General features: G+C 46.0%; 18 protein-coding genes and 1 pseudogene. 16 read left to right on the top strand and 3 right to left on the bottom strand.

Annotated features, from left to right (window positions below; translation table 11 throughout):
* Positions 1-12 precede the first annotated feature (12 nt).
* Positions 13-2,187, bottom strand: a complete 2,175-nt coding sequence (locus L696_RS0115305) for a glycoside hydrolase family 3 N-terminal domain-containing protein (protein ID WP_025684428.1) — start codon at positions 2,185-2,187, stop codon at positions 13-15.
* A 490-nt stretch (positions 2,188-2,677) separates the two neighbouring features.
* Here L696_RS0115305 and L696_RS0115300 point away from each other — a divergent pair, with 490 nt between their 5' ends.
* From L696_RS0115300 to L696_RS0115285, 4 genes are all read left to right on the top strand, one after another.
* Positions 2,678-3,931: an extracellular solute-binding protein gene (locus tag L696_RS0115300; RefSeq protein ID WP_025684427.1), complete on the top strand. Its 1,254-nt coding sequence runs from the start codon at positions 2,678-2,680 to the stop codon at positions 3,929-3,931.
* A gap of 36 nt (positions 3,932-3,967) precedes the next feature.
* Complete coding sequence (locus L696_RS0115295) at positions 3,968-4,852, top strand: carbohydrate ABC transporter permease (RefSeq protein WP_025684426.1); 885 nt, start codon at positions 3,968-3,970, stop codon at positions 4,850-4,852.
* Between the two features lie 12 nt (positions 4,853-4,864).
* On the top strand, positions 4,865-5,725 hold the full coding sequence (locus L696_RS0115290) for a carbohydrate ABC transporter permease (RefSeq protein WP_425339320.1): 861 nt from the start codon (positions 4,865-4,867) through the stop codon (positions 5,723-5,725).
* A gap of 709 nt (positions 5,726-6,434) precedes the next feature.
* Positions 6,435-7,253: an ABC transporter ATP-binding protein gene (locus L696_RS0115285; RefSeq protein ID WP_245233371.1), complete on the top strand. Its 819-nt coding sequence runs from the start codon at positions 6,435-6,437 to the stop codon at positions 7,251-7,253.
* Between the two features lie 169 nt (positions 7,254-7,422).
* On the opposite strand, the gene L696_RS0115280 is transcribed toward L696_RS0115285, so the two are convergent.
* Complete coding sequence (locus L696_RS0115280; protein ID WP_025684423.1) at positions 7,423-8,010, bottom strand: RNA polymerase sigma factor; 588 nt, start codon at positions 8,008-8,010, stop codon at positions 7,423-7,425.
* Between the two features lie 217 nt (positions 8,011-8,227).
* On the opposite strand from L696_RS0115280, the gene L696_RS0115275 reads away from it, so the two are divergent.
* From L696_RS0115275 to L696_RS29615, 12 genes and pseudogenes are all read left to right on the top strand, one after another.
* Complete coding sequence (locus L696_RS0115275; protein ID WP_025684422.1) at positions 8,228-9,970, top strand: ABC transporter ATP-binding protein; 1,743 nt, start codon at positions 8,228-8,230, stop codon at positions 9,968-9,970.
* Positions 9,971-10,074: 104 nt separating this feature from the next.
* On the top strand, positions 10,075-10,260 hold the full coding sequence (locus L696_RS29620) for a CLI_3235 family bacteriocin precursor (protein WP_081750749.1): 186 nt from the start codon (positions 10,075-10,077) through the stop codon (positions 10,258-10,260).
* 71 nt (positions 10,261-10,331) lie between these two features.
* Positions 10,332-11,786 carry a Cys-rich peptide radical SAM maturase CcpM gene (gene ccpM, locus L696_RS0115270; protein WP_025684421.1) on the top strand — a complete coding sequence of 485 codons (1,455 nt, stop codon included), beginning with the start codon at positions 10,332-10,334 and terminating at the stop codon, positions 11,784-11,786.
* A gap of 11 nt (positions 11,787-11,797) precedes the next feature.
* Positions 11,798-12,922 carry a TIGR04066 family peptide maturation system protein gene (locus tag L696_RS0115265; RefSeq protein ID WP_025684420.1) on the top strand — a complete coding sequence of 375 codons (1,125 nt, stop codon included), beginning with the start codon at positions 11,798-11,800 and terminating at the stop codon, positions 12,920-12,922.
* Positions 12,923-12,935: 13 nt separating this feature from the next.
* On the top strand, positions 12,936-13,211 hold the full coding sequence (locus L696_RS0115260; protein WP_025684419.1) for a peptide maturation system acyl carrier-related protein: 276 nt from the start codon (positions 12,936-12,938) through the stop codon (positions 13,209-13,211).
* 97 nt (positions 13,212-13,308) lie between these two features.
* Entirely contained in the window at positions 13,309-14,091 is a 783-nt protein-coding gene (locus L696_RS0115255) for a hypothetical protein (protein ID WP_025684418.1), read from the top strand.
* A 148-nt stretch (positions 14,092-14,239) separates the two neighbouring features.
* The gene (locus tag L696_RS0115250) at positions 14,240-15,826 is read left to right on the top strand and encodes a S8 family serine peptidase (protein WP_025684417.1); all 1,587 of its coding nucleotides are present in this window, start codon (positions 14,240-14,242) and stop codon (positions 15,824-15,826) included.
* Between the two features lie 183 nt (positions 15,827-16,009).
* A complete protein-coding gene (gene arfA, locus L696_RS0115245) occupies positions 16,010-17,524 on the top strand; it encodes an arabinosylfuranosidase ArfA (RefSeq protein WP_025684416.1) in 1,515 nt (504 codons plus the stop codon).
* A gap of 420 nt (positions 17,525-17,944) precedes the next feature.
* Complete coding sequence (locus L696_RS0115235; RefSeq protein WP_025684414.1) at positions 17,945-19,840, top strand: HSP90 family protein; 1,896 nt, start codon at positions 17,945-17,947, stop codon at positions 19,838-19,840.
* A 26-nt stretch (positions 19,841-19,866) separates the two neighbouring features.
* Positions 19,867-20,928 carry a hypothetical protein gene (locus L696_RS0115230; protein WP_025684413.1) on the top strand — a complete coding sequence of 354 codons (1,062 nt, stop codon included), beginning with the start codon at positions 19,867-19,869 and terminating at the stop codon, positions 20,926-20,928.
* A gap of 88 nt (positions 20,929-21,016) precedes the next feature.
* Positions 21,017-21,763, top strand: a complete 747-nt coding sequence (locus L696_RS0115225; RefSeq protein ID WP_025684412.1) for a glycerophosphodiester phosphodiesterase — start codon at positions 21,017-21,019, stop codon at positions 21,761-21,763.
* A 214-nt stretch (positions 21,764-21,977) separates the two neighbouring features.
* Positions 21,978-22,115 (top strand): annotated as a pseudogene (locus tag L696_RS29615) (ATP-binding protein); the annotation flags it as partial.
* Between the two features lie 81 nt (positions 22,116-22,196).
* Here the strand turns inward: L696_RS29615 and L696_RS0115215 are convergent.
* A partial coding sequence (locus L696_RS0115215; RefSeq protein ID WP_025684410.1) for a S8 family serine peptidase occupies positions 22,197-26,042 on the bottom strand: 3,846 nt, incomplete at its 5' end.

Below are 26,042 nucleotides of genomic sequence, written 5' to 3'. Positions count from 1 at the left end.
AAAGGTTACGCCTCACTTTCCTGTTTCTTTCACTAAACGAAAACGTCCTTCGGTAGTATCTCGGCTGTTAGGTCCTGTAAAGACGGCGAATTCACCGCTGTCACTATCAAAGCTCAGGTCTGCATGGTGATAGCGCAACTGAGGCTCGGTCAATGCAAATTCCACTTCCTGGCTTTCGCCCGGGGCAAGAAGAACCTTGCGAAAATCTTTCAGCTCTTTCATCGGGCGAACCGTATCTCCGCTGATATCACGGACATAGAACTGAACCGTTTCCTCGACAGGACGTGTTCCTGTGTTCGTTACCCGTACCTTCACGGTCAGTGCTTGACCGGGAGTGAGGGTGTCGCTGGAAAGCTGTACGCTATCATAGGCTATTTTCGTATAGCTCAAGCCATAGCCAAACGGGAATAAAGGTTCGTTCGGTACGTCAAGGTATTGGGAGACGTAGCGTTCTTTTGTATTCGGGTCCAACTGTGGACGTCCTGTATTAAAGTGATTGTAGTACACAGGCACCTGCCCCACCGATTGCGGAAAGGACATCGTCAGACGACCCGTTGGTTCGGCATCGCCGTACAGTAGATCGGCAATCGCCGCGCCGCCTTCGCCACCGGGGAACCAGGCTTCCAGTACGGCGTCTGCTTCTTCAATGACACCGTGCAGATCCAGTGGACGACCATTGAACAGCACGGCTACCATAGGCTTGTTCAGCGTTTTCAGGCGTTTCACCAGTTCCAGTTGGGCTTGTGGCAGGCGAATATCCGAGCGGCTGCCCGCTTCACCACTCATATCCGAACGCTCGCCGAGCGCCAGTACGATGACCTCTGCCTGGCTGGCAGCTTGCAGCGCTTCTGCATATTGTTCTTCAGATATTTCATCTATAGAGCATCCGGTCGCTACCGAGAGCAGCGAGGAGGATATTTTCGATTTGAATCCGTCAATGACTTGAATAGCTTCTTCTTGCGAACCGCTCCACGACCAGGAGCCAAGAATATCACCGCTCTCTGCAAAAGGTCCGATCAACGCAATGTGCTGACTGCGATTCAACGGAAGAACGGAATCGTTTTTGAGCAGCACGCATGATTTGATCGCCAATTCCTTGGCAACCGCCCGGTGAGCTTCACAGAACACGACTTCACGTTCCCGCTCAGGGTCTGCACCGCGCAGCGGATTGTCGAACAAGCCCAGCTTTTGCTTAAGCTTCAATATGCGCATGACCGCTTCATCGACGAGCGCTTCATCCAGCTGCCCGCTGCGAACCAGCTCAGGCAGATGCCCGTTATAGCAGGAGGTCATCATTTCAATGTCTACGCCTGCCAGCAGTGCCTTCTGTGCTGCCTCGCGCTCATCCTCGGCAATGCCGTGGGGAATAAGCTCCTTGATGGCGGCCCAATCCGAGATGAGTACACCGTCAAAGCCCCACTCGTCGCGAAGCAAATCGCGCATCAGGCGCTTGTTGCCCGTCGCAGCTACACCCTCTACGGTGTTGAAGGAGGTCATTACCATTTCGCAGCCTTCATCTAGCGCAGCTTTGTAGGAGGGGAGATAATACTCGCGCAACTGCCATGCAGACAGATCGACGGTATTGTAATCCCGTCCGCCTTCGCCTGCGCCATATGCGGCAAAATGCTTCACGCAAGCCGCCACCCGGTCTGTATCGTTCGTCAGGTCTTTGCCTTGAAAGCCGCGTACGAAAGCACGGGCAAATACACTGTTGAGGTAAGGGTCTTCCCCTGTAGATTCCATTACACGGCCCCAGCGCGGGTCACGCACCAAGTCCACCATCGGGGCAAAGGTGACATGAACACCGGACACAGAAGCTTCTTTGGCAGCAATGGTAGCGCTCTCTTCTGCGAGCTGCACATTCCATGAACAGCCAATAGCCAGCGGTATGGGAAAAATGGTTTTGAAGCCGTGTACAATGTCTGCCATAATGAGAAGCGGAATGCCCAGACGGTTTTTGCCCAGATGTGCTTGTTGAACACGGATAGCTTCCTCGGCTCCTGCGATGCCTAGCACCGATCCGACGTTACGAACCGTTTCTTCTGTGATCCCTAGAGATGCCATCGGTCCGGTAATTTGGCCGTCCGTTTCTGCATCTTCAAAAAAGGCTCCCACGAGTTGGAGCAGTTGATCGACTTTTTCTTCAAGTGTCATATTTTGCAGGTAGGAATTCAGTTGTTGTTCCATCATAATCCTCCGTAGGCTGCTTTGATAGCAGCTTTCTTTTTCAGATCCATGAGATTTTTTTGTTAAGACTGATTCAAAGGAGCGACGAACAGGCTAATACTTTACATAGAAGCTTAATATCCTGTTGTATTATTAATCGAAACGTTTCTATTATTGAACTCAGTTGGATTATATACGCTTTCAAATAGAGAGTCAAATCGAAATGGAGGGTTATTTCACCTGAAAAACAACGATTTATAGATGAAATGAAAGAAAATGAGGCATGATTCTGGACGAATAAAAAATAATATCCCTATTGAATACGGTTTCAATTTGTTTTATAATGACTATCGAAACGTTTCTATTGATGAGTATGGTCCTTATTCTTCCACATATTTTCTATAACGGCAGGCTTTAATTGGCTTTAAACACTGTATGCTTTAATGTGTGTAATTGGATCCGCTATCATATTTGCATGATCGGTAAGCCGGTCATCTCGGGAGGAATTTCTATGATGAAAAGAACGTTAGGGATCATTTTGGCAAGCACCTTATTACTGGGGGGCGCGTTGGCAGGCTGTTCATCCAAGGACGAATCATCCGGTAAGGATGCGAATGGCAAAACGACGATTACACTATGGGGCATGGGGGCGGAAGGAAAGCTGCTGCCTGAGATTGTAAAGGACTTTGAGAAGGAAAATCCCGATATTCATGTCGATGTGCAGGCGCTGCCTTGGGATAACGCTCACGATAAGCTGTTAACAGCAGTTGCCTCCAAATCTGGCCCGGATGTAGTTCAGTTGGGCACGTCATGGGTACCGGAGCTTGCAGCTGCGGGTGCGTTGATGGATATTACTCCTTATGTCAGCAAGCATTCTGAGCTGGCACCGGATAATTTCTTCAAGGGTGCTGTGGATACGGCGAAATTTGAGGGGAAACCTGTAGGTGTTCCTTGGTATACTGAAACGAAAATTTTGTTCTACCGTTCAGATTTATTGAAACAGGTCGGATATAATGAAGCACCTAAAACGTGGGAGGAGCTTTCCGACGCTGCTCAAAAACTGGCGGCTCGCGGCAAAGGCAAATATGGTATCTCCTTTAATGCGAAAGAACAGTCTCTGGGCTTTATGTTTGCTCTTCAGAACGGCTCCAAGCTGGTCGATGAGCAGGGCAATCCGCTGTTCAACCAGCCACCGTTTGTAGAAGCTGTGAAGTATTTGAACACCTTTTTCCAAAACGGCTCCAATGCCCTCGATCTTGGAATAGATTCCGTTCAGGGATTGCAAGGTGATGGTATCGTTCCTATGTTTATCAGTGGTCCTTTTATGATCAAGCAAATCAAGGATAATGCGCCGGAACTTGAAGGAAAATGGAATATAGCTGAGCTTCCTGGCAAAGTAAACAACCTGTCTGTTTTGGGCGGGTCGAACCTTTCGATTATGCAGTTTAGCAAGCATCCGGAGGAATCGGCCAAATTTCTGGCCTTTATGAGTAAACCGGAAACACAGCTGAAATGGATGGAATTGTCCAGTACCCTGCCTGCTGCTACCAAATCATGGGACGATGCCAAGCTGAAGAGTGATCCAATGCTTCAAACGATTCGCAAACAGCTCGAGCACTCTGCATCATTACCGCAACTGGCAGCATGGGAAGAGGTTTCTCAGCAATTCATCAAGAGCTTCGAACGCATTTACCGTGGTCAAGCCGACGTACAGAAGGAATTGGACAGCTTTAACCAACAGGCTGCAAGTATTATGAAGAAATAATGATCCATATCCGTCTTTGTCAAAGGGAGTGAAGGCATGAAAGGGAGCTCGCAGAAGCTTGCGCCATACTTGTTTATCGGTCCCTCCATCATCCTGCTGACGCTGTTTTCGCTGCTGCCGATTATACTGGCACTCGTAATCAGCTTCACGGATATGGATCTGTCGGGACTGGTTAATTATCATAGCATTCAGTTTATAGGGCTGGAAAATTACAAGAACGTGCTGGTAGACCCGTCCTTTCTAAAATCCATTGGGAATACCCTGTTCTTCGTCATCATCGGTGTTCCGCTGGTGCTGCTCTTTTCACTTAGTATCGCGATTCTCATTAATATGGGAAAATCACGTGCCTTCAAAGTATTTCGCGTCGTGTTCTATCTGCCGTCTGTAACGAACGTGGTCGCAGTTGCAGTCGTTTGGAGCTATCTGTACAATCCGACGCTCGGGTTATTCAACTATGTACTCGGTTTGATGAATCTGGGTCCCGTTCCATGGCTGACCGATCCTACGATTGCGAAAATATCGTTGATTGTGCTGGCGGTATGGCGGGGCATAGGCTTGAACATGATCATTTTTATTGCTGCCATTAAAGGGATTCCAGGCTCTTACTATGAAGCGGCTCAGCTTGACGGGGCCAACACATGGCAACAAATTCGTTATATTACACTTCCGCAGCTCCGGTACGCTATTTTCTTCGTATCCATCACGACGATGATTGGCTGGCTGCAATTTTTCGAGGAACCGTTCGTGATGACCAAAGGGCAGCCGCTCGACGGCACGTTGTCGGCATCCCTGTTCATTTATAATAACGGCTTCCAATTTAGTAAATTCGGTTATGCTGCGGCGGGATCATTCATTCTGTTCTTCGCGATCATCGCGGTGACGCTGATTCAGTTCCGTTTGCAGAATAAAGCGGAGTCCTGATAGAGAGAGGTGATGAACGTGAAAACAGCTGTTCAGCAAGTCCGCGCCAATTCGCGCAACGGTGAAAAAACATTTCAGTGGTTCGTGGCGATTCTCCTAACCGTAGGAGGTCTGTTGATGGTGCTGCCTTTTGCGTGGATGATTTTATCCTCCTTTAAGACCGAGGTAGAGGTCATGCAAATTCCTCCAACCCTCTGGCCGCAGCATTTCACACTGGACAATTTTAAAGCACTGTTCGATAGCATGGCTTTTGGTACGTACTTGGCTAATACCCTGGTCATCGTTTTGACTTCCTTTTTCGGTTTGTTCCTGAATGCGATGGCAGGCTATGGATTTGCCAAGTTCAAGTTTAAGGGCAAAGGGTTCCTGTTCTATCTGGTGCTGGCCACGATGATGATTCCAGGACAGGTAACGATGATTCCCGTGTATCTGATTTTGAATCAAATGGGATTGACTAATACCATGACGGGGATTGTACTTCCTGGCTTGGTTGGAGCCTTCGCCATTTTCCTGTTTCGGCAGTTCATGTCCGATATTCCGGAAGAACTGCTGGAGGCGACACGTCTTGATGGAGCAGGAGAGTTTCGTACTTTCCTGCAAATCGTATTGCCGATCTCAACACCGGTTTTGGCAGTACAGGCCATTCTGACCTTTATCGGCGGTTGGAACAGCTTCCTGTGGCCGCTCATTATTGCAAACGATGAGAAGCTGTATACGTTATCCGTCGGACTGTCGCTACTCAAGGGCCAGAATGCGAGCCAATTCGCGCTTCAAATGGCAGGCTCGACCTTCATGGTCGTACCGATCATGATCATATTCATTGTTTTCCAAAAGTATATTATCGAGAATTATACGATTTCAGGTATTAAGTAGTGATGTAGCGGCGGATTGATAAAAAGTAAAAAAACGGAGGACTTTCTGGTTTAAGCCAAGAAGTCCTCCGTATTTTTGTGTTATAGAAAAAAGAGAAAATAATCCTGATCAGCTCATATTTATTCTTAGAGAGCTGCATCAGGATGTTGTTTATATCAGGGGAAACAGGGCCCGACAAATCATACTATACTTTTATTAGATTCAATTGAAAATATTTCAAAAATAATGTTCGATCCTATTAACCAAGCAGCTGAAGGTAGTGTTACTCCTATGACGTGTGTTTTTTGTGATACACGTGATCGTTGTGTAGGTTGTGATGCTACCGATTGGTTTTGTAGCAAAGAAAGTGGTCATTGGTGTACTAATAATGATAGCGTAGGAAATTGAAGAAATATATGAATTACTTAAGCATCGTTCTAGTAGAGAAGAGGTAGATAAGTTATTAGCCAGTCTGGAGGAAGCATCGGTTATATATAATAAAGATTTGTCTTTTCAAAAGGAATGTAAAAGTTGCAATGATGAGCAAGTAAGTCTATCATCTATAATCCTTATGCTGGGCAGTATTTACGCATTAGTTCAAGCAGTATTATTAGCTAATCAAAATATAAATACGGTATCTCAAGGGTTGATTTCATTGTGTGATCACAATCTGTATCTAGATGAATTATTCTCTTTTTTTAACATAAATCATAAACAAGAGAATTCTGGTATGCTGCTAAGAGAATCAGGTGTACGAGCTGATGCAACAATAGAATGCATAGAATTTAAAAATGTTTCATTTGCCTACCCAGATCAAAAAGAATTAGCTCTCAAAGATGTAAGCTTTAAAATGAAGCGTGGAGAATCCCTTGCTCTAGTGGGCAGAAACGGATCAGGAAAGACAACAGTAATAAAACTTTTAACGGGATTATATGAAGATTTTAAAGGAGATATTTTAATCAATTCTATCTCGATTCGGAATTATAACAAAGAAACGATTTACGACAGAATAGGCGTTATATTTCAAGATTTTGTTCAATTCGATTTTTCAGTAAGAGAAAATATAGGTTTTGGCAGTATAGGACATCTTGAACTTGATACTAGGATATGGGAATCAGCACAACATACTGGAGTAGATAAGGTGATACGAGATTTGCCTAATCAATTAGAACAACAGCTAGGAAGAAACTTTGAAGGAGGTATACAGCTTCCAGGAGGTCAATGGCAAAAAATGGCGATATCCAGAGCGCTCTTCAAAGATGCTGACGTTTATGTATTAGATGAGCCCAGTTCATTTCTTGATCCAGAATCAGAAAAACAAGTATTTCGCCAATTTCAAAATTTTGTAAACGATAGACTGTGCCTCTACATTTCTCATCGCTATACATCTGTTTTATATGCAGGTAAAATTTTAGTTCTGGACAAGGGCCAGATTGTAGAAGAAGGAACCCACCAAGAACTAATTAAAAGTCGAGGGCTTTACTATGACTTATTTTCTGATGAAATTAACACATTCCAAGAAGCGCTAGTTACTAATGATGCACGCTAACTGTGTATAGGGATTACGCCAAACAGTTGGAGTGTGAACAATAATGTTTTTTACCTTACGAGAAGTGACTATGTAGAGTATCTCGTGAATACTAATCATGGTCACAATACAAACAGCGGAGCTTCTCTTTGAAAGAGGGCTCCGCTATTTTTGCTTTACATAGACATATTTATATATAAGTTAAACAATATTGATGGGATATTGTACGAATTTTTCTTTTCAATCTGTAGATGCGAGTCGTTGTAGCCGTAACGGAAATATTATATTTGACAGCAAGGAAGGGCACAGGCATATGTTGACAAAAGTAGTCCTGATAGAGCGTATATTCATTTTTGGAAAGCTGCATCAGTATGTTAACGATAACCGTATCTACATCTCCCAGCCTTCGATTCTCCCACTCCTCCTCTACCGAATTTGAAAAACTACATATCTTCTCATATTCAAGCGTAGTTTCATGCTTTTTTTGTGTATAGTAGCACCTGAATGCTTTATATATGAGATTTTTAGCCGTAAGGTACAGCCAACCCTTTACATTGGGGTGATGTTTGAGCTTGACCAATTGCTGCCTTGCCGCTACAAAAGTATCTTGTGTACATTCTTCTGCTATAAATTTAAAGCAAGACTGATTCTTGATTAAATGCATACAGAAACGATATACCTCACTCAGATAAAGTTCACAAATTTTTCTGTAAAAGCATCTGGAACTACCTCTGCATTGATCCTCTTTGCAACAGTCGATAACCATCGTGGTCGGCATTTGTTCAAGCCCCCTTTGGACGGATAAAAAGATAAATGATTTTTATATGTTACAATCATATACATTAATTCCAATTTTCAAGAATGACAAAAATCATATTTAATCTCGTAAATGTGAAGTTACTAGAACGGTTAAGAGATATTTTAAGGTGATTTTGATTCTGATACGGAATTAGTTAATAGGGGGAGAGGGTGTATCAGGTGGAAGGGGGAAAAGGATGAAAGAATCTATAGTATATAAACGTTTGGCCGCAACATTTAGACCTCATCTGAAGACGGTCACTATCATTTTGACATGTCTCATCCTATCAGCGGGCTTGAATATATTATTGCCTTTGACAAGCAAGATTATTGTGGATCAAGGTCTCCTGAAAGGGAATATGCAGGCTGTAATTCTGTACACTTCTGCTGCGTTTTTAATCGTTTGCCTGGACAAACTGCTGAACGTGTGTAAAGAAACCTTTCGGGCAGGCTTAAGCGCACAGGTTACCTTTTCTTTATTTGAAAAGGCGTATCTGCATCTGACAAGAGTCCGAATGAGCTATTTTAGCCGAACCAATGAAGCTGAACTGCTGAACCAAATCAGTACAGATGTAGGCAATGTATCGAGGATCACAGATAGTGGAGTGTTTTTTATCATTATGCAGGCGTTCAGCATGATTGGTGGTTTATGTGGTTTGCTGCTTATTAACTGGAAAATGACTGTAATTGTACTTTGCTTTTTACCCATCAAATATGTTGTGGTGAAGTATTTTGTGAAGCGTAGAAAAAAACTAGTGGGGGATTTAATTGAAGGCAGTAGTGATTTTGCCCAGTGGTTTGGGGAATCTGTCGGGGGCATGAAGGAGCAGCGAATGTTTGGTCTTATTCCACATAAGCATCAGCAGTTCTCATCCAAGCAGCGTCGAATTGTAGAATCAGAACGAAAATTATCACTTCTGGACGCCTGGAATATCGCTTCGGAATCGATTTTAATTCAACTTCTAATGATGCTTTTGTACATTGTTGGTGCTAATCTTATTTTTCGTTTACAGCTCACTGTAGGTGGGATTTTTGCCTTTGTTTCTTACAGTGCTTATGTTACCACTCCTGTTTTCGCTATTTTAAACATTGGCTACATGCTGGCTGAAGTCGTTCCCTCCGCCATTCGGTATTATCAGTTCTTGGATTGGGCAGAGGAAGAAACATCTAATTCAGTCACTCCAGCGTCTATACTAACTGAGCCGCCATTCGAAGATCACATTGCATTTCATAATGTTTCTTTTTCCTATACCAAGGATGAACCCGTACTGCCCCACGTGAGCTTTAGGATTGCCCGAGGGGAAAAAGTAGCTATCATTGGAGCAAATGGGGCAGGGAAGTCTACGCTGCTGGATCTGATTATGAGATTCAGCCAGCCTGATCAAGGGATAATCACCTATGACGGCATTGACATCCAAAGCTATGAGATGGATGAGTATCGAAGTCAAATAGCTTTGGTCAGTCAGCAGGTGTATTTATTTGATACTACTATTTTTGACAATATCCGCATAGGCACAGAAGTCACTAATGATGCAATAGAGGCCATTATCGCGGAGGTTGGTCTGGAAGAATTGGTTCAGAACTCGGAAGATGACTTCCCTATAGGCTCGAATGGCTCCAGATTGTCGGGTGGGCAAAGACAGAAAATTGCTATGGCCCGGGCATTGATCAGGGAAGCGCCATTGTTTATTCTCGACGAGGTGACCTCCAATCTAGACACAGCAGCTAGGCTAAATGTTCAGCAATTGTTGAAGACCCGGTTGCGTGAAAAGACCGTAATCATCGTTACACATCGCAGCGAGATATTAGCGCATGTCGATAGAGTTATTTTGTTGGAGAACGGCGAACCAGCCCAAATAGGATCACACTCCCATTTTATGACCTGTCATGCAGAATACAGAGGATGGGTATTAGGGGAAGAAGAAGTCCCCATAAAATGATGAAAAAAACAAACGCTTTCATAGTGTGATTTAACACCATGTACGGAATTAGTATAGGTGAACACCTTTTTAAATCATATCATGAATGGGAGGAGTAGTTTAACATGCGTAAGCTTGTGAAAAGAAGCACGAATGTAGGCGACACGATTGAGGCATTTGGCTGTGGTTGTTCCTGTTATTGTCCTTGCTACTGTTATTGCGCAGGCAGTTTGACTCGAAGCTCCAATACTCAGCGTGAAAGTGACGGTTCTTATCGCAGAGATAACGGAACTGGAATTGGTAATTATTAAGCTTGTATCTGTATGGAGGAGCCTGGGCATTCCAGGCTTCTGTCCACATCAAAACAGAGTAGGTGTGAATCATGAACATGTGCCAACCCTTTATATACACATTTCAGACGAGACTCCACCATTATGTATATGATGTAAATACCAATTTAATTTTGCGGATTAAAGAGGAGGCTTACCATTTCCTGAATTCGCATTCCAGCTTCGACCTGGATCAGATGGAGGCTACACCGGAATTGCAGCAGTATATCCGTGATTTGCTGGACAACGGATTTTTATCTTCACAGCGTCCGCAGATTATGAATCATCCCAAGACAAAGCACCTGGAGCATATGCTTCAGCATCAGCTGAAGACCCTCACCTTACAGGTAACTCAAAATTGCAATCTTAGATGCTCTTACTGCGTTTATTCAGGAGGATATGACAATCGAGGTCATACCAGTCTGAGGATGGATTTTGAGACAGCGCGCAAGTGTATTGATTTTGTGATTGATAGATCGGTAGATAGTGACCGATTGGATTTTGGTTTTTATGGGGGAGAGCCGCTCATTAATTTTCCGTTGATCCGGCAATGCGTGGAATATATCAAGGAGCAGGTAGCGTATAGAGATGTAGGCTTTCATTTGACGACCAATGGTACGCTGCTTAATGACGATATTTTGGCCTTTCTCGATGAGCATCGTTTTGTGCTTACGATCAGTTTGGACGGAGATCAGGAGAATCATGACAGAAACAGACGGTTTGCTGTTAACGGGCGAGGCTCCTTCGATACGATTATTGCCAATGTGGACAAAATTAAAAGGGATTACCCGGCCCTCTTTGAATGGATTAATTTTAATGTGGTGCTGGATACCCGCAATGATTTTGGTTGCATTAATGATTTTTATACGAATTATGAAACCTTCGAAAGTCTGTACAGTGTAAGGTCGTCCTACATTAACGATGCTTATGTGAAGGATGAGATACGCTACAGGAATGAATTTATTGAGCAGAGAGGCTATGAGGTTTTTAAAATGATGCTCTCCAAGTTTGGAAGAGTGGATGAAGGTCATGTCTCCAAGCTGATTAAGGACTACTATATTCAGATTTACTTCCGAATGTTTCATTATAGAAAGCCTTCTGCGGGGATGCCGATAGAAGCGCATCATGGCGGGCCCTGTGTGCCCGGTGTACAGCGATTGTTTGCGGATGTGCATGGAAACCTGTATCCATGTGAACGGGTCAGTGAGCAGTCGGAGGTGGTGCAGATTGGAAAGGTGGACACTGGCTTTGAAGTGGATAAAATCAGGCAAATTTTAAATGTAGGGACCATCACGGAGGATGCATGTAAAAACTGCTGGAATTTCCGTTTTTGTACGCTATGTGTTGCTGTAGCAGATGATTTGCATACCTTGTCCAAAGAAAAGAAGCTGAGTCACTGCTCCGTAGTTAAAAATGATATCAGACATACTTTACTTGATTATTGCATGATGAATGAACTGGGCTATGATTTCTCCGAGGATACGATCCTCGATTTTGAAAAAGCATGAGGGGTGTCTCCATGACCAATAAATTAATCATTTATCCGTTTGATTATGAAACGATAGCCCTGGTTAGGAACTTGAATCTATTAGGAAGTTATGGGGAAGTTGTCCTTATTTCTTTTCAAGGGTCGGGTATGATCGGGAAAGATGCCTGTGTAACGGACAAGGGGGAAGTGACAGGCTTCATAGTGAAGCCGGATTCTTGCTTGGAGCAGGAAATAGAGCGTTGTGATGCCATATTACTGGTGAAATCCAATTTCAAGCTGGATGTAGCTGAGGTGTATCTCCCCGTGATCCTGAAGGCTGGACAACTTGGCAAAAAAGTCATGTGTAATTTCACTTTGCCAGACCCATGTATGGAATTCATCGAACCCTGTGAGGAGCATGATGACAAGCTGATTTTAAAAAATACATTTGATGTACGCACGAAGGATATTTTACCGCCTGACCCGGGCTCTGTTATTCATGATTTTTTTACACCGGTTCTGTTTGTATTAGGGCTGAACGAGCGAACGCATAAGCTTCATTTGCAGCTTAACCTTCGGCAGAAGCTTGAAGCACAAGGATATCGGGTGTCGCAAATCACATCTAATGGATGCGGGGAGCTGATTGGTGCACATTCTTTTCCACAGTTTATGTTTGAGAGCGGTATGACGGAAGCCCAGAAGATTATCATGTTTAATCGATATTTGAAAAAAATAGAGCAGAGCGAAAAGGCTGATCTAATACTTGTGGGCATACCGGGTGGGATTGTTCCCTTTAACAATACGTTCACCAATTATTTTGGAGTAGCCTCATTTTTGGTATCCCGTGCTGTCAGACCGGATGGCCTGATCTGTTGTCTTCACTATGATGAATACAATATAAAATATTTGGAGCATGTGAAACAGTACATGGAAAACCGTTTCTCCTCTTCATTATTGGGATACGCCATATGTAACAATGTATTCGACAGTTATTCTTCCTCCACGGTGAATATGCAATATGCATCTGTTGATCATCGTTTCGTGGAAGAGAAAAAACAGGAGTTTTCCAATTATTCTGTGCCTGTACTCCATCTGTCCAACGATGAAGATGTGAGCAAGCTGGCGAACGATATTTTACATTACTTTTCGGTTGATCATCATGTAGTTCAGTTGTAATGGAGGGAAGAACATGAACTTTACCCAGGATGTAACGGGAACAGGAGCACAACTGGAAAATATATTTTGGAAGCTTTTTAACATAAAAGCGGACGAGATCAATAAAAAGGCTACTTTGCTGGGTCCTGATATGGGGTTGTTTCCCAGAGATCTGGTGTATTTATTATTTGAGGTGGAAAAAAGCTTCGCTATCCGAATTTCGGAAGAGCGTATATTGGGAGGGGGACTGCTTACATATGACAGCTTGCATGAGACGATAAGGGACTGCATAACAGTGGAAAAGGAATGAAGAATTTGTGAAAATGATGATAAAACATACAAAAACATACAAAAAAATCCGATATACCTCTAGAATCACTTATTAGAAGAGAATTGGAGGTTTTCGGATGAATGTATCATTTACATCATCACACCAATCGTCGTTCCGCACCACAGATAACAACCGACTTGAACTACGGCATCCCACATCCGCTCAGGCTGAAAGGAAAAGTATAGGCAAGCCACAAAACAAGGTTATTCAACAATTGACAGAGCAAAAGCAAAATTTGATGGAGAAGCGTTCGGACTATGTAAGTAATGCTCTCAAGCGTGGTCTCGGTCCGGAAGCTGTAAAAGCTGAAATGGAAGAGATAGATAAGCAGATTCAGCAAATTGACGAGAACATTCAAAAGCAGTCACTGGAAGAACAAAAAAAAGCTTTGGGCATGGATGAGGAAAGTAAAAAAGAAGCTCAGGAAGGTAAAAAGGAACAATATACGCCCCAGACTGCTGAGGAGCAGCAGCAAACACTGATCACCTACACCATGCATAGTGTTGTATCTGCAAACAATGAGTTGAAGAATGCCAAAATAACCAAAATGGCACAAATTACATTGGAAAGCGAAGCTAAGGGGTGGGAGAACACTAACCCTGCAAGATCAGCGGCTTTGCGTGAAAAGGCAGAAGGACTTAATGGAAAGATCATGGACATCGCCGCGAATATTAATGAGCGTATCAGTGAAGCAGTGAATAACGAACCGGCGATTACAGATCGAGATGAACCAAAGGATGAGAAGGAAGCAAGTGCAGAGGCAGGCAGGGTATGGACTGAGCAAGAGCTCAATGCCTATCTGGACTCGGCGAAAGACGGAAAGAAGACTGCAGGCACGAAGGTAAATATTGCAGTCTGATCCGGCTATCATGTACATGGTTCGCTAAATTAGGAGGGTGCTTTCAGACGAACGCTATCGTTCGCAGAGGCACCCTCCGCTTATTCTAATGGAACGGAACAGAGCCGTGAGATTCATTTCGCGATCCGAAGGGGCAGGGGGAGAAAAAATGAATGCCAAGATCCATGTAGCCATTATTGACGACGGGGTTAATGCTGGCTTTTTAAACACCCAATTATTATATAACGTCGAAATGGCTCATGGAGGCGTAGAAGATGGAGGTACCTTAAATCACGGTACGCTATGTGCTGCTATTGTACAAACATATTTTCCGGATGTCATTATTAGCAGTGTGAAAATAATGAATCATAGAAAAGGAAATGCAGTTCAGCTTTGCGCTGCGCTGGACTGGTGTGTGAAGCATGGTGTGCAGGTAGCCAATATCAGCCTGGGAAGCATAAATTATCGCGATCGAGGCATGCTGCGGGAAGCTGTAAATGATGCAGCTATGGCAGGACTAATTATGGTATGTGCTGCACAAAACGGAGGACTTCTTACTTATCCGGCCTCCTTTGCTAATGTGATTGGAGTACGCTGTGATCGTAACGGCATACTCACAGCTGGCCAATATACATATGATCCTGAGATGGCCTTCTCAAGTGGTATCGATTTTACCGCTTTTGCCAAGCATGAGCTATTAGGTGCAGCTGGAGAGGCTGTACAATGTCCAAATAGCAATAGCTATGCCACTCCATTCGTTACAGCACAGGTATGTAAAGTTTTGCAGCAGTTCAAGCATGTTCCTTCTATAGAAAAGCTAAAACATATTTTACATAAGAATAGTTACCGCCCAATACAGGATACGGGTTTACCCGTAATGCGTTACAAACATCCAGATTGGATACGACGTGCCTTTGTGTTTAAGGAAAATTGCACAGTTGGATCGGAAGCGCCTTATTATTTTCAGACCCAATATGAAGCTCGACTCCCTCGCGCCAAAGTTGCTGCGATCATCGAACAAGCAATCCTGCATGAGCGAGAACAACAGAGTACGACGCTCGAAGGTGGACAACAACGGGTAGACCTTACAGATACGATTGTTTTGCTAGGGGATATGGATCCAGTGAATGTGCAGGAAGTGGAGCCATTGGCTTTACGGTATGGAAAGCATGTCGTTTATATCTCTAAAAATCAACGCCACATCCCGACGCTGAATTTTTCCTCTCACCATTTGCGCTGGTGGCAGCAAGAGGAGCGCTTCTTTTTTAAGCAGGAGGAGACTATTGCAGTAGAGGATTCTCATATTCCGCTTATTTGCATTTATTATAACAAGGGCGTTGACATCATTTATTTTTTGCATGTGTTGAGAGAGTCCTTTGCCCGGGATGGATACCAAAGCTGGATCGCGGTGGACCAGGCTGCGGCTGTGTTGCATGATATGGAGTATCTGTCCCTTTCCGATGAAAGCAATGAATTACAGGAACTGATAACCGTTGCGGGTACAATCGCATATAGCGCCTATGCGGATATTGTCATTTTGTGCCTAGAGGCTTCGGATATTACGGATTGCAACAAAGAACGAGGTTTGTCAGGTGTGGATATTGAGCTTTCTGTGAGGGTGAAAGCGGAAGCTGAACGTATTCACATATTGATACGGACAGAGCAGGAATATTTGAAAGAATGGGTCCTCCCAAATTTAAACGTGGACGATATAGATCGTTTTTATGAGTGTTTGGAACAACTGCTGGTAAACTGATATTTAGAAGTGAGTAACCAATTTCTTATCGTTCATTATTTATGTTAATAAATATATTAAGTATTTAATGATAATATTGACCATAATAATTAGGGTGTGTTATATTGAAATCGTAAATAAAACGGCTTGTTAGTCTTAGAGGTACAACGGGTTTTATTTTCGTATTCAGGGAGGATGGTTTAGGTGGCAGCAGCTATAAAAGCAAAGATGATCGTAGACAAGTCTTTCCGTATTGCTGAAGTCGATAAACGCATTTATGGTTCTTTTGTAGAGCATCTGGGGCGTGCCGTATATGGCGGTATTTATGAACCTACTCATCCAACCAGTGATGAAAGCGGTTTCCGTAATGATGTAAAAGAGCTGGTGAAGCAGCTTGATGTTCCTATTATACGCTATCCGGGAGGTAACTTTGTGTCCGGTTACAATTGGGAAGACGGAGTTGGCCCTGTCGCGTCCAGACCTAGACAGCTAGAGCTGGCGTGGAGAACGGTCGAGCCGAATGAAGTGGGTACGAACGAATTTTTCAAATGGGCAAAAGATATCGGCTCAGAGGTCATGATGGCGGTTAACCTGGGTACACGCGGTATTGATGCGGCACGTAATCTGGTGGAATATTGCAACCATCCGGGCGGCTCCTACTGGAGTGATCTGCGTCGCAGTCACGGTGTAGAGCAACCGCACAAGATTAAAACCTGGTGTCTCGGCAACGAAATGGATGGCCCGTGGCAGATCGGACACAAGACAGCGGAAGAGTATGGTCGTCTCGCGGTAGAGTCCGCAAAAGCGATGAAGCTGATTGACCCTAACATTGAGCTTGTAACCTGCGGCAGTTCCAGTTCGACAATGCCGACGTTCCCTGAATGGGAAGCGACGACGCTGGATCATACCTATGAGGTAGCCGACTATATTTCTCTGCATCAATACTATGGCAACCACGACAATGATACGGCCAATTATTTGGCACGTTCCATGGATATGGATCATTTTATTCATACGGTTATTTCGACCTGTGACTATATCAAAGCAAAGAAACGCAGCAAGAAAAAAATGATGCTCAGCTTCGACGAATGGAATGTATGGTACCACTCCAACGATGCGGACAGCAAAATTGATCCGTGGTCTGTGGCGCCGCCGCAGCTTGAGGATATTTACAACTTCGAGGATGCGCTGCTGGTGGGAAGCATGCTCATTACGTTCCTGCGTCATGCTGACCGTGTGAAAATGGCTTGCCTTGCCCAATTGGTCAACGTTATTGCGCCAATTATGACTGAAAATAACGGAAAAGCGTGGAAACAGACTATTTTCTATCCGTATCTGCATGCATCCCGTTATGGCCGCGGTGTATCGTTGATGCCGGTAGTAGACTCGGAAAAATACGATTCCAAGGATTTCACAGACATTCCTTTTCTGGATAGCGCTGTGGTTTATGATGAAGAGGGAGACGCTCTGACCGTCTTTGCGGTAAACCGCCACTTGTCCGAATCGCTGGAGCTGACGATGGATGTGCGTAGCTTCGAGGGCTATCGCATTGTGGAGCATACGGTGCTGGAGCATGACGATCTCAAAGCGACCAACAGCCCGGCAGGAGAAAAGGTTACGCCTCACAACGGTGGTAATGCCAAGCTCGACGATGGCATCGTCAAAGCTCATTTAGGCAAAGCCTCGTGGAACGTAATCCGTCTCGCCAAGTCTCATTAATCCTTTTTCTGCAAAAGGTACAGCCCCGGCTGTACCTGAAAAAGCCCGCATTCTCTCTTGTATGGGTATACAGGAGTAGCAATGCGGGCTTTTAGTATAAAATGAGCCATTTGTCCCTCCATAGATATAGGGTTCTAAGAGAAGGATGGATTTTAAATAAATATTATGTTTATTACTAAATTTAACTAGACAAAGATGATCCTTATTCACTAAGTGCTCGTACTCCGTACATTTTTATGAAGTTAATTAGACCCAGTTCCAGACTTTCCGGGTGAAAAAAGACCCTATTATATCGTTGTCAACGTACTGATACCTGAAATGCAGAGTGTGCAATCCAACTTAAATCCACGTTATACTTTAAAAGACAGTCTATTTAAAACCAGGTGATGGTTGTAGCATTTTGAGAAAGGAATGATTTGTATGAGTCAGACAGACCAATATCGTTTTCAAGTGAACCTGGGCGGTATGATTGATATTTTGGCCAATCATTTATATAGCAGTCCACGCGTGTTTATACGTGAGGTTCTGCAAAATGCAACAGACGCAATTACGGCTCGCAAGGAGCTGCGGAAGGTTGCTGCTGAAAGTAAAGTATTAAAAAAAGACAAGGCCCATGAAGATACAGCTTCTGAGAGTAACGACTATGAAGGTAAAGTCATCGTGGAGTTATCTGGTTTCGGGGAACAACAGGTATTGATGATTCAGGATAACGGCATTGGACTGACGGAAGAGGATATTCACCGCTTTCTGTCGATCATTGGCCAGTCTTCGAAGAAGGGGACGGATTTACTGACCTCGGAGACATCATTTATCGGGCGATTTGGGATTGGCTTGCTGTCTTGCTTTATGGTGAGCGACGAAATCGTGGTGCTAACCCGCTCGGTAAAGGAAGGCGTCTCCATGGAATGGAGAGGGAAACCGGACGGAACGTATACGATCCGTCGATTGGAGACGGAGCTGCCCGTAGGTACGCAAATTTATTTGCGCTGCAAGCCGGGGAGCGAGTTTTATTATGAGCCAGCGCAGGTGGAGGAGTCTCTATTTTATTATGGGGCGTTGCTGCCGTATCCGGTCATGCTGTCTGTTGATGGGGAGACCAAGCGCGTCAATCTTCCATCGACTAGCTGGATGCAGGACCCGGAACAATTGCGTAGTCGACGTGGTGAGGTGCTGGAATTGGGCTATCGCCTGATGGGTGAGCGCTTTGGCGATTTTATTCCATTGCGAACGGCATCGGGCAGAACAGGCGGGATTGCGTTCATTTTGCCACGCAGCATTAATCTGAACAGCAAGCGGCTGCATCGGGTGTATCTGAAGCATATGCTAGTGTCGGACAAAGCGGAAAATGTATTGCCGGAGTGGGCTTTTTTCATTAAAAGTCTGATCTGGACAGATGAATTGCAGCCGACGGCATCACGTGAATATTTTTATGAAAATGAGCAGCTTGACGGTGTTCGCTCTGAATTGGGAACCTGTATTCGGCAAGAGCTGCTACGCATGGCGGAGTATGAGCCGGACCGCTTGCAGCACTGGATTCGTTTGCATGAGTTGTCTATGAAGGCGCTCGCGGTGGAGGATGATGAATTTCTGCGAATTATGCACCGCTGGTTTTCCTTTGAAAGCACATTTGGGCGGCGGGAGCTGAGTGAACTGATCCGCGAGGCGGGCGGGCGTCCGCTCCATTACACATCGACGGTTGATGAGTATCGCCAGATTACCCATGTGGCGGCGGCACAATCCATGCTGGTGATCAATGGCGGCTATATTTACGATACGGAAATTTTGGAAAAGCTGCATTGGATCGACCCTGCTCTGCAAACCGAGCGGCTTAGTCCCGAGGATGTATCTATGTCGTTTACCGGACTGACGCAGGAAGAACGTGAGCAGTATTACAGCGTGCTACGTGTGATGGATGCTGCTTTGCAACCGATGCGCTGCCGTACGGAGTTGAAGCGTTTTGAGCCTGCGAGCTTGCCTGTGCTGTATACCATTTCGCAGGATGCGCTAACCTTGCGCTCGATGGAAAACACCGTCGAGGAAACAACCGCGCTTTTTTCCAATGTACTCGATAGTCTGAAAGCGGGGGTCCAGCAAAATGCGGGCTACTCGACCTTATATTTTAATCTGAACAATCCGGTGGTGGCGCGTATTTTTGAAGCTACCGATACACAGATGATTACGGCTGCAACGGAAATGATGTATGTGAACGCACTTATGATGGGCCATTATCCGATGAATCGCAATGAGTTGGGGCTGATGAATCGGAGTGTACTGCATTTTATCAATTGGGGATTAGGGAACGGACAAAATACGTAATTGCGTAATTACAGGAGGCTAGCCGAATGGAAGATACGATATATGATTTGATGGAACAGGCGCAGGATCTACCCGGAGGGGCGGCAAAGCTGGCGATTTTGGAGGAGGCTGCCCGTTTGGCGGATGCTTCCGGGTTGAAGGAACTCGCTTACGAAGTCCGTGGAGAGATTGTGGACTGCGCTATTTTTAATGGATATCCGTTGAAGGCGCTGATCGCTTTTTCGTGGCAACTGGGTCAATTTGATCAAAACCCGGAGGAGTATGAGCCGGATGAGCTGCTGTGGAATTATAAATGGATACTCGGCAAAGTGTGCAGCTTTCCTAATATACCGAAAACCCAGGTGGAGGATCTTGTAGAGGATATGCGCAAACGCTATGCTGAATACGGGTATAATGAGCGCCCATATCATTATTACAAGTTCCGTATCGCGATGGATATGGGAAAGCTGGAGGAAGCACGTCAGCATCTCGATACCTTCCGTTCGATTGAGCGGGATAGCATGAGTGATTGTGAAGCCTGCGAGCAGAGCCAGATCGTGCGGTTTTATTATTTGACCGGAGAGGACGAGCAGGCGCTTGCCGTGGCAAAACCGATTTTGTCGGGGCGCATGAAATGTGCAGAAGTGCCGCATGTAACGCTCTCGCAGGTGCTATTGCCACTTTATCGTCAGGGAGAAGTGGACAAGGCGAAGGAAAATCATCGTAAGGGATATCGTCTGATTCGGGATGACCGCGATTTTCTGAAAACGATAGCCGAGCATATCGAGTATTTGGCGATTGTGGACCCGGTGCAGGGAATCGAAGTGGTGGAGCGTCATTTGCACATGGCGTTGGACTATGAGAGCGGACTGGAGCAAATGTATTTTTACGCGGCAATGGTGGGGCTGCTGCAAAAGCTGGATACTTCGGGCGGAAATCGGTTGATCCGGTTGCCGGCTTCCTTGGAATGGGGCAAGGAGGATCGCACATTGACAGAAATCATTGCGTATTTTAGACCACTGGCAGAGTCAGCGGCGGCTGATTTTGATAGACGGAACGGGAATACGTTTTATACCGATTGGGTCGGGAAGATTGTTCAAACGGCGTAGAAGAAGAGGCGCCAGTAACGAACATTTTATACAGCCCAAACAATGAGCAGGTATAATATTCCTGTGAAATGACAGGAGGGGTTATGTAGTGACTGTAACCGAGAAAGTGATTAATTTTGCACATCGCGGTGCTTCGGGTGTATGCCCTGAAAATACGATGGCGGCGTTCCGCCACGCTTTGGAGCTGGGGGCAACCGGCATAGAGACGGATGTGCAGCGTACCCGGGATGGGCATTTGGTACTCATTCACGATGAGTCGCTGGAACGCACGACAGGTTGCGCACTGGATGTACGCGATATTACGCTGGAAGAACTGAACACGCTGGATGCAGGTGACTGGTTTGATGAGAAATTCCGGGGTGAGCGGGTGCCGTTGCTGGATGAGCTGCTGGAACTGGCACAGTCTTCGGATGCAATCATTAATCTGGAATTGAAAAATAGCATTTACCTCTATCCCGGTATGGAGGAAGAGGTGATCGCCGCTGTACGGCGTTTCAGATTAGAACAGCGGGTGATTATCTCCAGCTTCAATCATGAATCCCTGGCGCTCTGTGCGCAAGTGGCCCCTGAGATCAGGACGGGAGCGCTGTATATCGAGATTATGGTTCGCCCGGCGGAGTATGCAAGTCGATTCGGGGTCACAGCACTTCATGCCTACAAACAAGTTGTTACACCAGAAGCTGTATCAGAGGCTTTGGCATTAGGCGTCGTCTACCATCCATGGACGGTGAATGAACCGGAAGAAATGAAGCGGCTGCTGGAGGCAGGGGTGAACGGCATCATCACGGACTATCCTGATCGGTTGGCGCACTTATTGGCTGTTCGCTCTTCCTAAGTGAACACACAGCAGAACTGTGACTAAGCTTCGCAGGGTATGAGTGTGGCTATTTATTGAAGTGAAAAAGACTCTCCTGTACGCACTCATTTTTATGAGGCGAAGGAGAGTCTTTTTGGCCTTAGGCGGAAAAGCATATGAGTTTGAACAGCGTTTGAATACCGCCTTGGCTAAGAACAAGCCCAATATAACGAGATGCGTCACATGTACACGCAGCTCGGGCGGAGCTGGTCTCGGTCTGGCGATTACACATTCTATTGTGGAAGCACACGGCGGAAAAATCACCGCTGCAAGTACGCAGGGAGAAGGTAGTGTATTCAAGGTTGCGCTGCCGTTAGCGGGGGCCGTATAACATTGTAAATTATGGTATAACATAAAAACAGCCCCCCGAACGGCAACGTTATTTATAACGCGGCTCGGGAGGCTGTTTGGATTAGTTAATCAATGCAGCCTTTTGTAAAAGCACATGCAGCACCTTGGCAGATGCTTCACGCGTTGTAGGCGCATTCGGCTGGAAGTAGGAGGAGCCCTTGATGGTTGCTCCGTTGATAATGCCTGCTGCGCTCACTTTTTCTATGCTATCCTTGGCATAGCCTGCAAAGGATGAAGCATCATGATACGGTGTGCGCGCAGGGCCATCGACAGACGCTTTGATCTGGAGCAGGTCTACTGCCTTGCTCAGCACGACAGCAATTTCCTGCCGACTGATGTTAGCGTTCGGATCGAACTTGTCGCCGCTGCGACCTGTGATCAATCCGGCCTCATAAGCGGCTGCCACATCGCCAGAATACCAGCTACCTGCTGGAATATCCCCGAATGGTGCGGCAGTACCCGATGTCAGGCCAAGGGCCCGGGTTACCAAGGCTGCAAATTCTGCACGTGTCACGTTCTTTTTCGGTGAGAAGGCCGTGTCTGTGGTGCCGTTGATCAGTAGCTTGTTCGCAAGCGACTGAATCTCGGATTGAGCATACGACGATGAAATATCTTCAAAGCTAACCTGACGAGTCGCCGCTGCATACGTCGAGAAGCCCGGACGACTTACCTTAACGACTGTTGATCCATCTGCCTGCTTGGTAAAGACGGATGGAACCGGGTAGACATTTCCGTTAGCTGTATAGAGAACACCGGCCGTATTCGACTCAATTTGGCCAGGTACGGTAAAGGAACGACTAATGAACTGTCCTGGCGCAACCTTAAGCGGTTCGCTCTTGCCGCCAGTGACAACATTAGCTTCAAACCCTACAGGGGTGCCAATCACAGTCGACCCTTTCAGCTTGCTCGTAAATGTGTTGCTTTCCTGTGCCTGGCTGCTGATTACCACTTCAATGCCTGCACCCGCAGGGGCATTTTTCAGAGCAGATATCGGCAAAGCCAGGGAAGCTCCTGTGTTGCTCACAATCAGGCTGCTTCCTGCTGGAGCCTTGCCCAGTGTTGCCAGTTGGGCGGAAGTCAGCGCTGCTTTGGTCGTTTGACCTGCTTGACTGCTGGCCGACAGGACAATGGCTGCTGGGCTGGAGCCCGCTGCTGTGATAGCTGTCTGCAAGTCTGTATCGCTTACAGTCAGCGACTGTACATTATTGTTAACCACGACGGTTGTGGCTACCGCTTTTACCGCCTGTCCTTGCTTCACCACGGATTGAAGTGAAGGTGCAGATGTAGCGACAGGGGTGGATGTGGTGGTTGAAGCGGAAGGTGTAGTGTTACTTCTGCCGCCACCTCCACCACTGCCTCCACCGCTACCGGAAGCGGCACTATTGTCGATGCGAATGGCCTTCATAGCGGTGAAAAATTTAGGGCCGTCAGTATTGGTCTCGACTTCGCCTTTCGCATTCAGTTCCGGCGAATTAACCTCCAGCTTATACACACCGTCCTTCAAATGCTGAATAACGGGCTGACCGCTGGCATCCAGAACAGGTTTTCCGTTGGCATCGTATTCGACATAGCTTCCGTCAATGTCCTTGAAGGAGTATGCGCCTTGCTTGAGACGAGCGTTAACTCCTTGTTCCTTGGAAGTCGTAATTCCATTAATAAGACCAATTAGCTTATCATCTATGCCGTATACATAGAGTGCAATTTGGTTGGTTTTATCCGTTGTCAGGCGGAAAGTAAGATCTGTTGAGCGTTGGGCACCTGTACGATTCGGGTAGATAATCGGGTTGGTTATACTCAGATCCTGCAAGCCGAAGCCTGTAGTCGGATTTTCCTTGCCGACATGAACGACGAATGGCAGATGCAATGTAGGCAGTCCGGCGCTTTTCAGGATGACTTCTCCTTCATATACGCCTGTAGCTGCACTTGAGCTTGGCTGTACGGACAGGAAGAACGGTTGGGATTTACCCGCTTCTGCCGAGATCGCCCCATTCGTGCCGACACCTTGCAACTGAACAGCGATATTGCTCACGTCAGGCGTGGCAATGGGCTTGGCAGGATCAGAGGTTACATGATCATGCAAAATGTAGCTGGCTTCATACTGTACGCTGTTTGCGGACAGATTTTTAAGCTGCAATTGAATTTGCTTCGCATCACTGCCTGGTTTTAACACCCCGAAGCTGGCGGAAGGATTGTAGTTCACGACCTCCTGCCGATTAAAGTTCTTATCGAGAATCGTAATCTTTTCAACAGTTTCCAGCAGGGCTGGTGTCTGAATCGCATTGGCGATGTTGACAAGTCCTGCACCTTGGGAATACACATCATATTGGATTTGATCCTCATCGTAAAGCGTATCCGACGTGTTCGCCAGAGCAGCGCGGATATCGAACGGCGTCCAGTTTGGATGCTGCTGCTTCAGCAATACAGCAAGTCCGGCTACATGCGGAGAAGCCATACTGGTTCCGTTGCTACGTTTGTAAGCATGATCATAAGAGGCATCCGGATAGAACTTGGCGAAGGCAGGATAGGTTGACATAATACTAACTCCTGGCGCGCTCACATCAGGCTTGATGCTGAGCAGCTCGTCGCCGTTCGGCCCACGGGAGCTGAATCCAGCCATCGTATTGCCTGCATTATCTGTGCGAATAAACTTCTCTCCGAAGGAGACAGAGAACTTTTCTCCGGCGTTGTCGACGAGTTGTTTAGCCAGCGCGCGACCTTCCTTACCTTTCATATCAAAGGTCGGAATAAAATCAAAGCTGTCGCCCTGGTTAGCGTTTACATAGTCATCTCGATCCGGAATGCTGACGCCCAAATCAGCTTTCGTGATGTCGCCTGCTTTTGTATTCCCGTTAAAAATGATTACGGCTTTTGCGCCGTTTTCTTTTGCATTTGCAATTTTATCCACGAATGCCAGGCTTCCACGTGACACGAGGACAATTTTTCCGGCTACATTTTTTCCTTCAAAATCATCAGGCTGCCCCAAATTTGCATATACCAGCTCATAAGGGGCAGTTCCCAGAATTGAAGCAAAATCCTCTTGGCCTGTCCCCCAGCCCATCAGATTAAACCCGTAATGTGCATAAGCATCAGCGGTTACTGTTTTCTTCAATTCACCATTCGCTTCCCAATAGGAATCACGGGTAACTGAAGCTGTGCCTGAGAAGCTTTTGCTCGGCGAAGTGGCAGCACCGACAGAAATCGCCAGCTGGGATGATGCAGGGGAACCCATCGAATAATAATAATTCCCGTCTTGTGCCGCATTGCCATTCGCAATGACAGCAACTACACCGGAAAGCACCGCATTATTGATCGCAATGGAGTCCGGAGAGTTCGGGTCCTTCTCGGAGTCTGAGCCGAGGGACAGGTTAATCACGTTCATGCCATCCTTGACAGCGCGTTCAATACCGTCAATGACCTGTGCGGAGGAACCGGAGGAACGCCCCGTCTTGGTATTACGTCCAAGTACTTTATACACGTATAAGTCCGATTTATAGGCAATACCCTTTTGTACAATATCTGCCGTTTTATTAGCGGCCTGGCCAGCAATCGTACCGGACACGTGCGTACCGTGAGTTGTTCCGGCAAAACCTGTGCCGTACGGATCATTCTCTTTTTCAAGGAAAGGCTCCTCATATGGATCGTTGTCCTGCTCAAAAGAGTCATATCCACCCTTGTAAGCTGCTTTCAAATCCGGGTGCTCATAATCGATCCCGGTATCAATAACCCCAACCTTAATCCCTTCGCCTGTCCAACCTTTAGCCCAGGCTTCAGGAACGCCAATTTGATCCAGCGGTGCGTTATCATACGTTGCTTCGCTGGCGGTGAGTGTCGGCGGGTCCTGTACGGGGATGGAATAGTACGTTTTGTTTTCGTGGATGGATTTTACGCCTGGCAGCTTTGCCAGTTC

The sequence above is a fragment of the Paenibacillus maysiensis genome (assembly GCF_000520815.1).
GTDB classification, from domain to species: Bacteria; Bacillota; Bacilli; order Paenibacillales; family Paenibacillaceae; genus Paenibacillus; species Paenibacillus maysiensis.
This window is presented reverse-complemented; position numbering and strand designations above follow the sequence as displayed.

What these genes read in the sequence shown, in the direction of transcription:
- L696_RS0115305 (WP_025684428.1), bottom strand. Translation starts at nt 2,187, where the DNA reads ATGGAACAACAACTGAATTCCTACCTGCAAAATATGACACTTGAAGAA.
- L696_RS0115300 (WP_025684427.1), top strand. Translation starts at nt 2,678, where the DNA reads ATGATGAAAAGAACGTTAGGGATCATTTTGGCAAGCACCTTATTACTG.
- L696_RS0115295 (WP_025684426.1), top strand. Translation starts at nt 3,968, where the DNA reads ATGAAAGGGAGCTCGCAGAAGCTTGCGCCATACTTGTTTATCGGTCCC.
- L696_RS0115290 (WP_425339320.1), top strand. Translation starts at nt 4,865, where the DNA reads ATGAACGTGAAAACAGCTGTTCAGCAAGTCCGCGCCAATTCGCGCAAC.
- L696_RS0115285 (WP_245233371.1), top strand. Translation starts at nt 6,435, where the DNA reads ATGCTGCTAAGAGAATCAGGTGTACGAGCTGATGCAACAATAGAATGC.
- L696_RS0115280 (WP_025684423.1), bottom strand. Translation starts at nt 8,010, where the DNA reads ATGCCGACCACGATGGTTATCGACTGTTGCAAAGAGGATCAATGCAGA.
- L696_RS0115275 (WP_025684422.1), top strand. Translation starts at nt 8,228, where the DNA reads ATGAAAGAATCTATAGTATATAAACGTTTGGCCGCAACATTTAGACCT.
- L696_RS29620 (WP_081750749.1), top strand. Translation starts at nt 10,075, where the DNA reads ATGCGTAAGCTTGTGAAAAGAAGCACGAATGTAGGCGACACGATTGAG.
- ccpM (WP_025684421.1), top strand. Translation starts at nt 10,332, where the DNA reads ATGAACATGTGCCAACCCTTTATATACACATTTCAGACGAGACTCCAC.
- L696_RS0115265 (WP_025684420.1), top strand. Translation starts at nt 11,798, where the DNA reads ATGACCAATAAATTAATCATTTATCCGTTTGATTATGAAACGATAGCC.
- L696_RS0115260 (WP_025684419.1), top strand. Translation starts at nt 12,936, where the DNA reads ATGAACTTTACCCAGGATGTAACGGGAACAGGAGCACAACTGGAAAAT.
- L696_RS0115255 (WP_025684418.1), top strand. Translation starts at nt 13,309, where the DNA reads ATGAATGTATCATTTACATCATCACACCAATCGTCGTTCCGCACCACA.
- L696_RS0115250 (WP_025684417.1), top strand. Translation starts at nt 14,240, where the DNA reads ATGAATGCCAAGATCCATGTAGCCATTATTGACGACGGGGTTAATGCT.
- L696_RS0115235 (WP_025684414.1), top strand. Translation starts at nt 17,945, where the DNA reads ATGAGTCAGACAGACCAATATCGTTTTCAAGTGAACCTGGGCGGTATG.
- L696_RS0115230 (WP_025684413.1), top strand. Translation starts at nt 19,867, where the DNA reads ATGGAAGATACGATATATGATTTGATGGAACAGGCGCAGGATCTACCC.